This is a genomic window from Sanguibacter antarcticus (assembly GCF_002564005.1).
GTDB lineage: Bacteria > Actinomycetota > Actinomycetes > Actinomycetales > Cellulomonadaceae > Sanguibacter > Sanguibacter antarcticus.
In genome coordinates this window covers 347,492-360,859 of sequence record NZ_PDJG01000001.1, presented here as the reverse complement: position 1 = coordinate 360,859, position 13,368 = coordinate 347,492, and the positions used below count along the sequence as shown (strand labels likewise).

The 13,368-nt window shown below is 70.2% G+C and carries 11 protein-coding genes; 7 read left to right on the top strand and 4 right to left on the bottom strand.

Going from position 1 to position 13,368, the window contains the following annotated elements:
- The first annotated feature begins 132 nt into the window (after positions 1–132).
- Complete coding sequence (locus tag ATL42_RS01650) at positions 133–1,410, top strand: LCP family protein (RefSeq protein ID WP_098453859.1); 1,278 nt, start codon at positions 133–135, stop codon at positions 1,408–1,410.
- A gap of 11 nt (positions 1,411–1,421) precedes the next feature.
- Complete coding sequence (locus ATL42_RS01645; protein WP_098453858.1) at positions 1,422–2,999, top strand: LCP family protein; 1,578 nt, start codon at positions 1,422–1,424, stop codon at positions 2,997–2,999.
- Positions 3,000–3,018: 19 nt separating this feature from the next.
- Here ATL42_RS01645 and purE read toward each other — a convergent pair whose 3' ends face one another.
- Entirely contained in the window at positions 3,019–3,549 is a 531-nt protein-coding gene (gene purE, locus ATL42_RS01640; RefSeq protein WP_098453857.1) for a 5-(carboxyamino)imidazole ribonucleotide mutase, read from the bottom strand.
- A 46-nt stretch (positions 3,550–3,595) separates the two neighbouring features.
- On the bottom strand, positions 3,596–4,768 hold the full coding sequence (locus ATL42_RS01635; protein WP_098456247.1) for a 5-(carboxyamino)imidazole ribonucleotide synthase: 1,173 nt from the start codon (positions 4,766–4,768) through the stop codon (positions 3,596–3,598).
- A 102-nt stretch (positions 4,769–4,870) separates the two neighbouring features.
- Here ATL42_RS01635 and ATL42_RS01630 point away from each other — a divergent pair, with 102 nt between their 5' ends.
- On the top strand, positions 4,871–5,377 hold the full coding sequence (locus ATL42_RS01630) for a GtrA family protein (RefSeq protein WP_098453856.1): 507 nt from the start codon (positions 4,871–4,873) through the stop codon (positions 5,375–5,377).
- A gap of 80 nt (positions 5,378–5,457) precedes the next feature.
- Here the strand turns inward: ATL42_RS01630 and ATL42_RS01625 are convergent, their stop codons facing one another.
- Positions 5,458–6,786 carry an ATP-binding protein gene (locus ATL42_RS01625; RefSeq protein WP_098453855.1) on the bottom strand — a complete coding sequence of 443 codons (1,329 nt, stop codon included), beginning with the start codon at positions 6,784–6,786 and terminating at the stop codon, positions 5,458–5,460.
- A gap of 56 nt (positions 6,787–6,842) precedes the next feature.
- A complete protein-coding gene (locus tag ATL42_RS01620; protein ID WP_098453854.1) occupies positions 6,843–7,526 on the bottom strand; it encodes a response regulator transcription factor in 684 nt (227 codons plus the stop codon).
- Between the two features lie 179 nt (positions 7,527–7,705).
- Between ATL42_RS01620 and ATL42_RS01615 the strand changes: the two genes are divergently transcribed.
- The 4 genes from ATL42_RS01615 (at position 7,706) to ATL42_RS01600 (ending at position 13,325) form a co-directional block, all read left to right on the top strand.
- Positions 7,706–8,950 (top strand): sensor histidine kinase, encoded by a 1,245-nt coding sequence (locus ATL42_RS01615; RefSeq protein ID WP_098453853.1) that lies wholly within the window; start codon positions 7,706–7,708, stop codon positions 8,948–8,950.
- Between the two features lie 71 nt (positions 8,951–9,021).
- Entirely contained in the window at positions 9,022–9,774 is a 753-nt protein-coding gene (locus ATL42_RS01610) for a response regulator (RefSeq protein ID WP_169925312.1), read from the top strand.
- A 156-nt stretch (positions 9,775–9,930) separates the two neighbouring features.
- Positions 9,931–10,752 carry an ABC transporter ATP-binding protein gene (locus ATL42_RS01605; protein WP_098453852.1) on the top strand — a complete coding sequence of 274 codons (822 nt, stop codon included), beginning with the start codon at positions 9,931–9,933 and terminating at the stop codon, positions 10,750–10,752.
- On the top strand, positions 10,752–13,325 hold the full coding sequence (locus ATL42_RS01600; protein WP_098453851.1) for an FtsX-like permease family protein: 2,574 nt from the start codon (positions 10,752–10,754) through the stop codon (positions 13,323–13,325). Before ATL42_RS01605 ends, ATL42_RS01600 begins: the two co-directional genes overlap by 1 nt.
- Positions 13,326–13,368 lie beyond the last annotated feature (43 nt).

Sequence of the window (13,368 nt, the reverse complement as noted above, 5' to 3'; positions counted from 1 at the left end):
CCTGATGACCTCCACCAGCGCCGAGCCTGGGACAATCGTCGAAAGCGTGAGCGGCCTCCTCCACAATCCCTCCACGACCCTGTCGCGGAGCGCCCGCTGCTCCTGCGTGCCTCAGGATTAGGATTGCCGACTGTGACGACTCCCCCTGCGCCCTCGAGGGCCGCGCTCCGTGAGCAGAACGCCGAAGCAGCCCTCCGCGGTCCTGCCCACGGGCGGTCCGAGCGTTCTCATCGCTTCCTGCGCGTGACAACCCTCGCTGTCGTCGGCGTCTTCGCCTTCGCGGCCTCCGCAGCAGGAGCGGTCTACTACACGTTCCAGAACAACATCGACTCGGTCGACGTCAGTGCCCTCCTCGGGAACGCCTCCGAGGTTCCCACGGGTATCACCGACCCCAACGCGGGCCTGCCGATCAGCATCCTTCTCCTCGGCTCCGACGACCGCTCCGGCGAAAATGCCGAGATCGGTGGCGAAGAGGAAGGGATGCGCTCAGACACGACGATCGTGCTGCACATCTCCGCAGACCGCTCCCGCATGGAGATGGTCTCCATCCCCCGCGACTCCCTCGTCGACATCCCGTCGTGCACCATGAGCGACGGCACGACCACGAACGAGTCGGGCGACACGATGTTCAACGCAGCCTTCTCCTTCGGCTACGACTACGGAGGCGACGTCGACTCCGCCGTCGGATGCTCCATGAAGACCGTCCAGTCCCTCACCGGCTTGACGCTCGACGGCTTCGCGCTCGTCGACTTCGCCGGGTTCCAGGGCATGATCGACGCGATCGGCGGGGTGTCGATGTGCATCCCCGAAGACATCGCGGCCCCTGAGGCGAGCCTCTACCTCACCGCCGGGGAACAGACCCTCGACGGCGCGCAGGCCCTCGGTCTGGCACGCGCCCGCAAGGGCACCGGTGCGAACATGGACGGCTCCGACCTCAACCGGATCGGACGCCAGCAAGAGCTCCTCGCCGCGACCCTGCGCACGGTCCTCGACAAGAACATCCTCACGAACACACCTGACCTGCTCAAGTTCCTCAACGCCGCCACCTCCTCGCTCACCGCCAGCCCAGAGCTCGCCTCACTCCCCAACATGAGCGGCCTCGCCTACTCCCTGCGCACCATCACGAGCGACAAGATCACCTTCATGACCATCCCCATCGCCACTGCGCCCTCCGACGCGAACCGCGTCGTGTGGACCTCTGAGGCGGACACCGTCTGGGCCAACATGGTCGCCGACCAGCCCATCGTCACCGTCGAAGAACCCGAGGTCGCTGACCCCGCAGCGACGGCCACAGAGACGCCTGACACCTCCATCGACCCCGCTACGCCGGAAGAAACCACCCCCGTCGAGACGAAGGACCCGGGCCAAGAAGCCTTCACCTCGGCAGACACCACCGCCGTCTGCGGCTGAGCGAGGACCTGATGACACCTACCGACCCCTCGCGTTCCAATCACGCCACCCCACCCCCCAGCTTCACTCCGCAGTCGGGCCGCCCCGGCCGCCCTGCCGGCAACGAGCCCGGCATCGAGGTCGTCGACACCGGGAGCAACCGCCCGATCCCCGACGACTCTGCGAGCCCGTCCGCACACGAGCCGGTCAGCAACGCATCGCAGACAGCCCCACGCCCCGCCGGCCGCATCCCGTCCCCCCAGAACCCTGTCCGCCGCGCAGCCGCGGACACCCCCGGACGGGTCGCACAGCCGCCGACGCCACCGCGCCACCCCATCCCCCCGGGCTACTCGGGCCGCGCGGCATCACCGACCCCTGCGCAAGGTGCGCCACGCCCCGCCTCCTTCGCGCCCTCCGCGGGCCAGCCAGCCGGGTACACCCGCTCGGAACCAGGCGCTCCCGCACAAGCGGGCGGATCACGCACGACGTCGCTGCCCCCGACCAGCGCACGGCCCAACCCGGCGCGCGGACCCGTCACAGGCCGTCCTGCAGGCGCAGCACGTCCCACCGGCGTAGCCGGGTCGCACAGTGCAGCAGGCTCGCCGGGCGGACGTCCGCCCGGGTCCCCGCCGAGCACCTCGACCGATCCCGGTCAGGGCGGCATCAAGCCAGAGTGGCGACGGATCATCAGCATCGGGCTCGTCCTGCTGCTCGTCCTCGTCATCGCCTGGCCCGTGGGCCTGCTCCTGTGGGCCAACGGGAAGATCGCGCACACCGATGCCCTCTCGGGAGCGTCCGCGACCGACGGCACCACCTACCTGCTCGCAGGCTCCGACTCGCGTGCCGACGGTGCGATCGGAGAAGACGGCACGGAAGGCGCGCGGACGGACACGATCATGCTGCTTCACGTGCCCGACTCTGGGCCGACGGCACTCATCAGCATCCCGCGCGACACCTACGCAGAGATTCCCGGCAACGGCGCAAACAAGCTGAACTCATCGTTCGCCTGGGGCGGAGCACCGCTCCTCGTCAAGACCGTCGAAGGTCTGAGCGGCCTCACCGTCGACCACTACGTCGAGGTCGGGTTCAGCGGTGTCGAACAGATCGTCGACGCAGTCGGTGGAGTCGAGCTGTGCCTCGACTATGAGGTCCACGACGTGAACAGCGGGCTCAACTGGACACCCGGCTGCCACCTGTCGGACGGCGAGACAGCGCTCGAGTTCTCCCGCATGCGCTACTCCGACCCAGAAGGTGACATCGGGCGAGGCGAACGCCAGCGTCAGGTCATCGGCGCGGTGAGCTCCACGCTCCAGGACAAGTCCCTGCTCTTCCAACCAGGGAAGCAGACCGACCTCATCGGGTCCGCCCTCGGGGTCGTCACTGTCGACAACGACACCAACATCCTCGAGCTCGCCCGGCTCGCCCTGGCCTTCCGTGCGGCGAACGGCACCGACGGCATCACCGGGACACCACCGATCAGCGACCTGGACTACCGTCCCGGCACCATCGGGTCCACCGTCCGGCTCGACCCCGACCTCGCACCACAGTTCTGGACGGACATCGCCAACGGCGACCTGTCCGCAGGCACGGTCGGCGGGCTGCCCGGCTGAGCGCCGGGATACCAACGTCTCAGACGGTGAAGCCCGTCCGACGCTCGCGCGAGCTCCGCAGCGCAGCACCCTTCGCGCGCGCCTGATCGGCGAGCGACTCCTGGAACGCGACCATGCGCGCACGCAGCGCAGCGGACTCGTCGTCTGTCCCGCTGCCGAGGATGCGAGCAGCAAGGAGGCCCGCGTTGCGGGCACCACCGATCGAGACCGTCGCCACCGGAACGCCTGCCGGCATCTGCACGATCGACAAGAGAGAGTCCATCCCGTCGAGATACGCCAGCGGGACAGGCACCCCGATGACGGGCAACGGAGTGACTGCCGCGAGCATCCCCGGCAGGTGCGCCGCCCCTCCCGCTCCAGCGATGATGACCCGCAGCCCCCGCTCAGCAGCCGACCGGCCGTAGTCGATCATCTCGGTCGGCATCCGGTGCGCCGAGACCACGTCGACCTCGATCTCGACGCCCAGCTCGGTGAGAGCGTCCGCGGCCGCCTGCATCACCGGCCAGTCCGAGTCGGAGCCCATGACGATGCCGACCGCTGGTGCACTCATGTCGTTGTCCTTCGCTGTGGTCGTCGAGCGCCGGACGGCGCTGCTGTCATTCGCCGCGCAGGAGCGCAGCTGCTGCTCGTGCCCGGCTCCGGACGTCGTCCAGGTCGGTCCCGGAGACGTTGACGTGCGCGAGCTTGCGCCCGGGGCGCACGGCCTTGCCGTAGAGGTTGACCCGCGCGTCGGGAAACTGGCCCAGGACACCTGGCAACGCGTCCGTGAGCTCGTCGAGCCCGCTGCCGAGGACGTTGACCATCACCGTCCACGGAGCAGTCGGCGCCGTGTCTCCGAGCGGGAGATCGAGCACCGCGCGCAGGTGCTGCTCGAACTGGCTCGTGACCGACCCGTCGATGGTCCAGTGCCCGGAGTTGTGCGGACGCATCGCGAGCTCGTTGACGAGGATCTCCGGCTCGCTGCCCTCTGCGCCACGAACCTCGAACATCTCGACCGCCAGCACGCCGGTGATGTCGAGCCTCTCCGCGATCCGCGTCGCGACCTCGCGGGCACGCTCCGCCTCCGCCGCTGTGAGCCCCGGGGCCGGGGCGACGACCTCAGCACACACGCCGTCGCGCTGGACGGACTCCACGACGGGCCAGGTCCGTACCTCGCCGCTCGGGCTCCGTGCCACGAGGACCGCGAGCTCTCGGGCGAACGGCACCTTCTCCTCGACGAGGAGCGTCGGCCCACCGGCCGCAACGCCGGCGAACCAGTCGTCGACCTCCTCGGGCGAGCGCACGACGCGCACTCCCTTGCCGTCGTACCCACCGCGGGACGTCTTCACCACGGCGGAACCGTCACGAGCGGCCGCGAGGAAGCCCGCCAGCTCGGTGCGCGCGGTCGCTGGGTCCCGCGAGAGCTCGGCCCAGCGAGGACACGGAGCGCCGAGCTCAGTGAGCCTGCGGCGCATGACGATCTTGTCCTGCGCCTGCAGGAGCGCATGAGGACCGGGGTGGACGGGCACACCGCTGCGCACGAGATCATGCAGGAGGTCGTCGGAGACGTGCTCATGCTCGAAGGTCAGGACGTCGACCCCGCGGACGAGATCACGGACCGCCTGCTCGTCGGACGCCGCACCCACCGGGGCGTCCACCACGAGCTGGGCTGCAGACGAGTCCGCAGACTCGACGAGCACCCTCAGGTGCACGCCCAGCGCTCCCGCCGCAGGAGCCATCATCCGGGCCAGCTGCCCGCCGCCTATCACTGCAATCACTGGTGCTGCCACGAGGAGCAACCTTAGTCGACACCTGTGCGGACCGGCCCCGCCGTCCGTGCGCGGACGTGGACAAGCATCGCAACGTCAAGATCGTCACGCTAATCTGCCCATATGGCAACCGGAGCCCCGACATCGAACGTCGACACCCTCTCCGGGCCCCCTGCGCAACGTCCGCCCCGCGGTCGCCGACACACCCAGATCCTCGAGGTTCTCCGGTTCGGCAGCGTCGGTGGCCTGGCCTTCGTCGTGGACACCGGGATGTTCAATCTCCTGCGCTTCGGTCCCGGTGACCTGCTCGAAGACAAGCCCATCACCGCGAAGATCCTGTCCGTCGCCATCGCCACGCTCGTCAGCTGGGTGGGGAACCGGTACTGGACGTTCTCCGACCGGCGCACGCCCACGCGCGTGCGCGAGCTCATGGGCTTCGCTGTCGTGAACATCGGCGGGATGGCCATCGCCGTCGCGTGCTTGGGGTTCTCGCACTACGTGCTCGACCTGCGATCCCCGCTCGCGGACAACATCTCGGCGAACGGCGTCGGCCTCGTGCTCGGTACCGCGTTCCGCTATGTGGCGTACCGCTCCTGGGTGTTCACCGCTGACAAGGCACCGAGCGCCTGACGTGGCATGACATGACCTAACATGGCCTCGCGGCCTGGAGTGGCATGGCCCGCTGAGCGTCAGGACAGCGCCGAGACCACCTACCAGGAACGCCGCTTGCGTCCCTTGCTCGAGATCGCGACACCACGGGGCAGCACGAGTTCTGGATCCATCGTCGTGGGCACGCCGGAGAGGTAGAGGGAGAAGACCGGCGGACGTCGCTGCGACAGCTCGAGCCGTCCCCCGTCTGCAGCCGCGAGGTCCCGAGCGAGCGCCAGACCCAGGCCGGTGCCCTTGCCGGACGTCACCTCGCGCTCGAAGATGCGTGGCGCCAGGTCGTCGGGGACGCCGGGCCCTTCGTCGCTCACCTGGATGACCATCGCACCGCTCGGGCCCGACTTCTTGGCCCGCACCGTCGTGGTGCCCGCACCGTGCTTGAGCGAGTTCTCGATGAGGGTCGCCAGCACCTGCGCGAGCGCACCGGGCGTCGCGAGCACGTGCACCCCGGCCGCGACGTCGAGGACGAGCGCGCGACCGTTCTGCTCGAACGTCGGGCCCCACTCTTCTTCTTGCTGCTGGACGACCTCGAGCAGGTGCACGGCCTCGGTGGTCCCGCCGGAGCTCCGTGACCGGTGCAAGAGGTCGTCGACGACCCGGACGAGCCGCTCGACCTGCTCGAGAGAGATCCGCGCCTCCTCCTTCACCTCGTCGTTGTCCCCGGCAGCGAGACCGATCTCTTCGAGGCGCATGGACAGCGCGGTGAGAGGTGTGCGCAGCTGGTGCGACGCGTCGGAGGCGAACTGCCGCTCTGCTGCGAGCCGCCCTGCCATCCGGTCGGACGAGCGTGCCAGCTCGGCTGCGACGAGGTCGATCTCCTCGACACCAGACGGCTCGACCCGGGGCCGGACCTGTCCGGACCCGAGCTGCTCTGCCGACGCGGCGAGGTACACGAGCGGTGCAGCCAGGCGGTTCGCCTGCCACACGGCCATGACGATGCCGGCACCGAACGCGAGCACGGCCGCCGCGATGACGAGCACGATGATCTGCGCGCTGCGCAGGTAGAGGTCCCAGTACGAGACGGAGATGAGGACGATCGCGTTCGACTGGGTGCGGATGGGCCGCTCCACGACGCGGCCCTCGATCTGCTCTCCCGCGGTCGTCTGCTGACCGTCCGGCGCGATGACGAGGACGTACGCGACGAGCCGCCCGTCGTCGCCGCCGACGAAGCGTTCGAGGAGCTCTTCGTCGATCGCTTCGTCACGGTCGATCCGGCCCTCGACGAAACGGCCCAGCTCAGAGGTGCGCGTCTGGAGGTCGCGTACCTCGTTGTCGTGCACGAGCGTGCCACCGAGGATGCCCAGCGGCAGACCGAGGAGGATCACCGCGACGGCGACCGCCGAGACGGTCGCAAGAAGGACTCTGCGTCGCATCGCTCACCCTTTCCGGCGCGTCAGAAGCGCCCAGGACGGGCAGCGACTGCGTCGCGTCAGTTCTCGCCGGACTCGAAACGGAAGCCGAGGCCCCGCACCGTCGTGATGTAGCGGGGAGAGTTCGCGTCGTCGCCCAGCTTGCGGCGCAACCACGAGACGTGCATGTCGAGAGTCTTGGTCGAGCCGATCGGCTCGGACCCCCAGACCTCTCGCATGAGCATGTCGCGCACGACGACGGTGCCCGCACCCTGGACGAGCACGCGCAAGAGCTCGAACTCCTTCGTCGTCAGGTGGAGCTCGCGGTCACCCTGGAACGCACGGTGAGCGGCGACGTCGACCTTGACGTCCTGCGCCTGGAGCTCTTCGACGTCGCCGGGATCTCCGTGGGTGCGCCGGAGCAGAGCCCGGACACGTGCGAGGAGCTCAGCGAGCCGGAAGGGCTTCGTCACGTAGTCGTCTGCTCCGGCGTCGAGGCCGACGACGAGGTCGACCTCGTCTGCGCGCGCAGTGAGCACGAGGACGGGGGTGGTGAGGCCGAGCCCGCGGATCGCGCGAGCGACCTCAAGTCCGTCCATGTCCGGAAGACCGAGGTCCAGGACGATGAGGTCAGCACCAGACGCGTTGTCGATCGCGCCTTGACCTGTTCCTTGCACGACAACGTTGTATCCCTCCCGTGAGAGGGCACGTGCCAAAGGTTCGGCAATAGCCGGGTCGTCCTCTGCCAGAAGTACGTGAGTCATTCGCCCATGCTAGGTCATGGAACGACCTCACCGCTTACCAGGCCACGACCGTGTTGGTCACATGTACCGCCGCGCTGGCCGACACCGGCCCGACACGCCCACCTGCGGGAGGACGCGCAGTCCGCCGGGTCCGCCTGCCGGTGGACGCCAGAGCGCCGCAGCGTGCCTAGGCTCGAGCGATGAACAGGGACGACGCGCTCGCGAGATGGTCGGACGACCACCGCAGCACGGTCGACATCGTCGCCGCCTCGGCCCTCGCCCTCGTGGGCGTCCCAGCGTCGCTCGTGGTCGCGGGCGACGGCCCCGTCTGGACGGGAACGGTGGGCGGCACCGGGGCTCTGATCGTGCTCTCGCTCCTCGTCGTCGGCCCCCTCGCCGTCCGTCGGACCAGGCCGGTGCTGTCGGTCGTGCTCGTGTACGGCGCCGTCCTCCTGCACCAGCTCCTCGGCGTGCCCCTCCTCGTTCCGGTCGACCTCTCTGTTCTCGTCGCGCTCTTCTCCATCACGGTCTACGGCCCGCGCTGGGCGCACCGGACCGCCATCGTCGCCGGACTCGTCGGCTGCGCCGGACTCGGCGTCTTCGTCGGGCCACCTGGTGGGCGGCCCCCTCTCGGGGCGGCATTCTTCACGCTCGTCTTCGTCGGCGCGATCTTCCTCGCGACCTGGGCGTTCGAGCTCGTCCTGCGAGCCCGCCGGGACACGATCCACGCCTTGCGCGACCGCGCGCTGCGCCTCGAGATCGAACGCGACCAGCACGCGCTGCTCGCCACCGCTGCCGAGCGGGCCCGCATCGCCCGCGAGATGCACGACATCGTCGCTCACTCCCTCTCGGTGATCATCGCGCAGGCCGACGGCGGCCGCTACGCCGCCGCAGCAGACCTCGAGACAGCAGCCCGGACCCTCGGGACGATCGCCGAGACCGGGCGGGCCGCTCTCGCGGACATGCGCCGGCTCCTCGGCGTCCTGCACACGGACACCGGCGAGGGTCAGGGGTCCACGACGCGAACCGGGGCCGCCGGGCTGCTGCCCCAGCCCGCTGCCGAGGACATCGAGACGCTCGTCGCCCAGGTGCGCACGTCCGGGTCGCGGGCCTCTCTCGTCCGGATGGGAACGCCCCGCACCCTCCCGCCCGGCACCGGGCTCACCCTCTACCGCGTGTGCCAAGAAGCGCTGACGAACGTCCTCAAGCACGCGGGACCAGACCCTGCGGTCACCGTGCTCCTCACGTGGGGCCGCACGAGCGTCCGTCTCGAGGTCGACGACGACGGACGCGGCGCGTCCGCAGCGACCGACACCCCCGGGCACGGGCTGGTCGGCATGCGCGAGCGTGCCGCGATGTTCGGCGGCACCTTCGCCGCCGGGCCGCGTCCCGGCGGCGGCTTCCGTGTGATCCTTGAGCTGCCGCTGCCCGCCCCGCGACCATGACGCCCCGCCCCACGGTCCGCGACAGCCCAAGCCCAAGCCCAAGCCCAAGCCCAAGCCCAAGGAGCACGACGATGCCTGCTGAGCCGTCCACCACGCCGACGGCAGCCGCTCGGTGGCCGGCCGAGCAGGTCGCGGCGCCGATCCGCGTCGCGATCGTCGACGACCAACAGCTGCTGCGCGCAGGCTTCCGCATGGTCATCGACTCTCAGGCCGACCTCCACGTCGTCGTCGAGGCAGGCGACGGGGCGCAGGCCGTGCGTCTGCTCACGGACCACCCGGTCGACGTCGTGCTCATGGACGTCCGCATGCCGAACCTCGACGGGCTCGCGGCGACGGCGCAGCTCACCGAGATCTGGTCCGCGACCAGGACCGAGGCGATACCGCGCATCATCGTCCTCACGACGTTCGACCTCGACGAGTACGCCCTCACCGCCATCCGCGCAGGAGCGAGCGGGTTCCTGCTCAAGGACGCACCGCCCGAGGAGATGCTCGCGGCCATCCGAACCGTGCACTCCGGGGATGCCGTCATCGCCCCGTCGACGACCCGTCGGCTCCTCGACCGGCTCGTGACCCCGCTGCCGCACGAGCAGCTCGTCGACTCCGGTCAGGCTTGCGCGCTCGACAGCCTCACGGACCGCGAGCGCGAGGTGCTCGTCCTCATGGCCCGTGGGCGGTCGAACCACGAGGTCGCGAGCGACCTGTTCGTCGCGGAGGCGACGGTCAAGACGCACGTGGGGCGGATCCTGTCGAAGCTCGGGGCGCGCGACCGCGTGCAGGCCGTGGTGACGGCGTACGAGACGGGCCTGGTCCGTCCTGGGGAGTGATGCCGGGGCACAGGGCTCCCCCTGCGGGATGACGTGGCGCTGGCGCCGCCCTCCTGTGGCGTGACGCGGCGGCCGGACGGTCGTCGCTAGCGTGGGAAGCGTGCCGGAGACGCCCGGCACCGCGCCTGACCTGCGCCGAGATCTTGGAGCCTTCCCATGGATACGACCGTGTACCAGTCCTTGTCACCGGCTCCCTCAGGTGGGGTGCCTGCCGTACGGGCTCGTGCGCTGACGAGGCGCTACGGGAAGGGCGAGGGGACGGTCACGGCTCTCGACGCGGTCGACGTGGACTTCGCGGCGGGGCACTTCACGGCGATCATGGGACCGTCCGGCTCGGGTAAGTCGACGCTCATGCACCTGCTGGCGGGCCTGGACACCGCGTCGTCGGGCCGGGCCTTCATCGGTGACACCGACGTGACCGCGTTGACGGACGACCAGCTCACGGCGTTGCGCCGGGACCGTGTCGGTTTCGTCTTCCAGTCGTTCAATCTTCTGCCGATGTTCACGGCGGAGCAGAACATCCTCCTGCCGCTCACCCTCGCGGGCGTCGCGGTAGACGCTGACGTCACGGCGTGGCTCGAGACCCTGGTGAGCACGCTCAGCCTCGGTGACCGGCTCTCGCACCGGCCGGCGGAGCTCTCTGGAGGGCAGCAGCAGCGCGTCGCTATCGCACGGGCGCTCATCGCGCGTCCGGACGTCGTCTTCGCCGACGAGCCGACGGGCAACCTCGACTCCCGGTCAGGCGCCGAGGTGCTGAGCTTCTTGCGCCGCTCGGTCCGTGAGCTAGGTCGCACGGTGATCATGGTGACGCACGATCCCGCGGCCGCGGCCTACGCGGACAGGGTCATCCTCATCGCTGACGGTCGGATCGCGGGCGAGATCGACAGCCCGACCCCGGAGTCGGTGCTCGCTGGGCTCGACGCGCTCCGGGCGTTCGAGTCGACGGCCGACGCGCGCACCACGCCGGTGGTGGGCTGATGCTCGCGCTCACCTTCGCGCAGATGCGACAGAGCGTCGGGCGGCTGGCTGCCGCTGGGATCGCGATCGTCATCGGGACCGCGTTCGTGGCAGCGACCCTCCTTGCTGGCGACGTCCTCAAGCGGGCGGGTTTCGACTCGGTCGCGGCCGGCTACGGTGACGCCGACCTCGTGCTCGTGGACGACGGCGAGCCGAGGTCTGGCCTGGGTGGTCTCTCGTCGGACGACATCGACGCACTCCGCAGCCTCGACGGCATCGCGGCCCTCGACGGCGTGGGACGGACGTTCACGACGTTCGCGCACCGGGACCGTCGGGCGAGCCTTCCTGTGATCCCGACGGGCAGCGACCCGGCGCTCCAGCCTCTCGTCGCCACGAGCGGCAGAATGCCGGCCGCTCTCGGTGAGGTCGCGCTGCCGGAGGCCACCGCCGAGCGTCTCCACGTCGGTGTGGGGGACGAGGTCGGCCGGGCGCGCGCCACCTTCATCGCGGGGCCACCCGGGGCTGGTCTGGATCTCGAGTCGATGATCACCATGGTCGTGGTCGGGCTCCTCGACGACCCGGACGGCGCGTTCGCCATGGAGGGTGGTGCCGCGGTGATGACGGAGGAGAGCCTCCTCGACGGGTTGCCCGACGAGGCTCTGCCTTTCTTCACCGGAGCCGTGGTGGCCCTCGATGCCGGGGCCGACCTCCCAGAGGTCGGTGCGACGCTCGCAGCGGCCGCCCCCACGGGTTACGACGTCCTGACGAAGGACGAGGCCGCTGCCCGCACCGTCTCCTCGCTCACCGCCGGCGCAGACATCTTCACGGGGACCATCTTGGCCTTCGCCGCGATCGCGCTGCTCGTCGCGGCGCTCGTCATCGCCAACACGTTCCAGGTGCTCGTCGCCCAGCGCACCCGCACGCTCGCGCTCCTGCGCTGCGTCGGTGCGACGAAAGCCCAGGTGCACCGGTCCGTGGTGCTCGAGGCCGCGACCCTCGGCGTCGTGGCCTCGGTGGTCGGCGTCGCGCTCGGGTCCGTCCTCGTCCAGGTCGCGGTCATGATGCTCCGCGGCGCCGAGCTCGCGGTCCCCGTCCCGCCGACGATCACGATCACGGCGGCCTCCGTCCTCGTGCCGCTCGTCGTCGGCACGGTCGTGACGATCCTCGCGAGCCTCGTGCCGGCACGTGCCGCGACACGGGTGGCGCCCCTCGCGGCCCTGCGGCCCGCAGAGTCTCCGAGCACCGACGGAGCCGCAGGACAGGCCCGTCTCGTGGTCTGCCTCGTCGCGCTCGTCGGCGGTCTCACGGCCTGCGTCGGAGCGGTCCTCCTCACCGACCACGCCGCCGAGGTCGCGCTCTTCGCCAGTGTGCTCGGCGGATGCCTCTCCTTCGTGGCGATCCTGCTGTGCGCCGTGTACTGGGTACCAGCCGTGGTCCGGGTCGTCGGGCGCCCGCTCTCCCGGCGCGGTGCGAGCGCCCAGCTCGCGGCCGCGAACACCGCACGCAACCCACGGCGCACGACGGCGACGAGCACAGCGCTCCTCATCGGTGTCACGCTCGTCGCCATGATGTCCGTCGCCGCAGCGACCACCCGGTCCTCGCTCGACGGGACGCTCGACGACACCTTTCCCGTGGACCTCTCTGTCGCCTCTGACGCTCCGGGCGGGCGGACGCCCACCCCGCTCAGCACCGAGCTGCTCGACCAGCTCGCGGCGGTAGACGGCGTCGCGCACGTGACCCCCCTCGTGAGCACCGAGGTCACGATCAGCTGGGACGGGCAGACCGTCCTCGGCACCGGGACCCTGCGTGGGGTCGATCCCGACGACGCACGAGCCGCTGTGCGCTCGCCCGGATGGTTCGACGGTCTGACCGACGACGTCGTCCTGCTCTCGCAAGACCTTGCTGACGCCTACGACATGCCTGCGGACGCGGTGCTCGAGCTCACCGGACCGAGCGGGACGGTCGTTCTCAGCACGACGATCACCGAGCTGCCTCTGCTCGAGCTCATCGTCACACCAGCTGCCCTCGCCCAGGTCGACGCCGCAGCCGGGATCACCCAAGCCTGGGTGCGGCTCTCGGACATCGACGAAGCCGCCACGACGATCGACACCGTCCGCGAGACCCTGTCCGAAGACGCAGTGACGATCTCCGGTGCCGCCCTCGAGCGAGCCACCATCCAGCAGCTCATCGACGCGATCCTCGCGGTCACGGTCGGGCTCCTGGGGATCGCCGTGCTCATCGCCTTCGTCGGGGTCGCGAACACGCTGTCGCTGTCGGTCCTCGAACGCCGTCGAGAGTCGGCCACGCTACGAGCCATCGGTCTGAGCAGGCGCCAGCTGCGCAGCACCCTGGCGATCGAGGGGATGCTCATCGCCGGGGTGGGCGCCGTCGCAGGCGTCGTCCTCGGCCTGGGGTACGGGTGGATGGGTGCGGCGGTGGTGCTCGGATCGTTCGCGGACATCCACCTGTCCGTCCCGTGGCTGCAGCTCACGAGCATCGTCGCGGTCGCGCTCGCGGCAGGCCTGCTCGCCTCGGTCCTCCCGGCCCGCAGCGCCGCGCGCACCTCGCCGGTCGAAGCGCTCGCCGTGGAGTGAGCACCGAGAAGAGCTGGACGTCGTCCTGTGGACGAGCGTGCCC

Coding starts and splice junctions, on each gene's coding strand:
- ATL42_RS01630 (WP_098453856.1), top strand. CDS start 4,871: ATGGCAACCGGAGCCCCGACATCGAACGTCGACACCCTCTCCGGGCCC.
- ATL42_RS01625 (WP_098453855.1), bottom strand. CDS start 6,786: ATGCGACGCAGAGTCCTTCTTGCGACCGTCTCGGCGGTCGCCGTCGCG.
- ATL42_RS01615 (WP_098453853.1), top strand. CDS start 7,706: ATGAACAGGGACGACGCGCTCGCGAGATGGTCGGACGACCACCGCAGC.
- ATL42_RS01605 (WP_098453852.1), top strand. CDS start 9,931: ATGGATACGACCGTGTACCAGTCCTTGTCACCGGCTCCCTCAGGTGGG.
- ATL42_RS01600 (WP_098453851.1), top strand. CDS start 10,752: ATGCTCGCGCTCACCTTCGCGCAGATGCGACAGAGCGTCGGGCGGCTG.
- ATL42_RS01645 (WP_098453858.1), top strand. CDS start 1,422: ATGACACCTACCGACCCCTCGCGTTCCAATCACGCCACCCCACCCCCC.
- purE (WP_098453857.1), bottom strand. CDS start 3,549: ATGAGTGCACCAGCGGTCGGCATCGTCATGGGCTCCGACTCGGACTGG.
- ATL42_RS01620 (WP_098453854.1), bottom strand. CDS start 7,526: ATGACTCACGTACTTCTGGCAGAGGACGACCCGGCTATTGCCGAACCT.
- ATL42_RS01610 (WP_169925312.1), top strand. CDS start 9,022: ATGCCTGCTGAGCCGTCCACCACGCCGACGGCAGCCGCTCGGTGGCCG.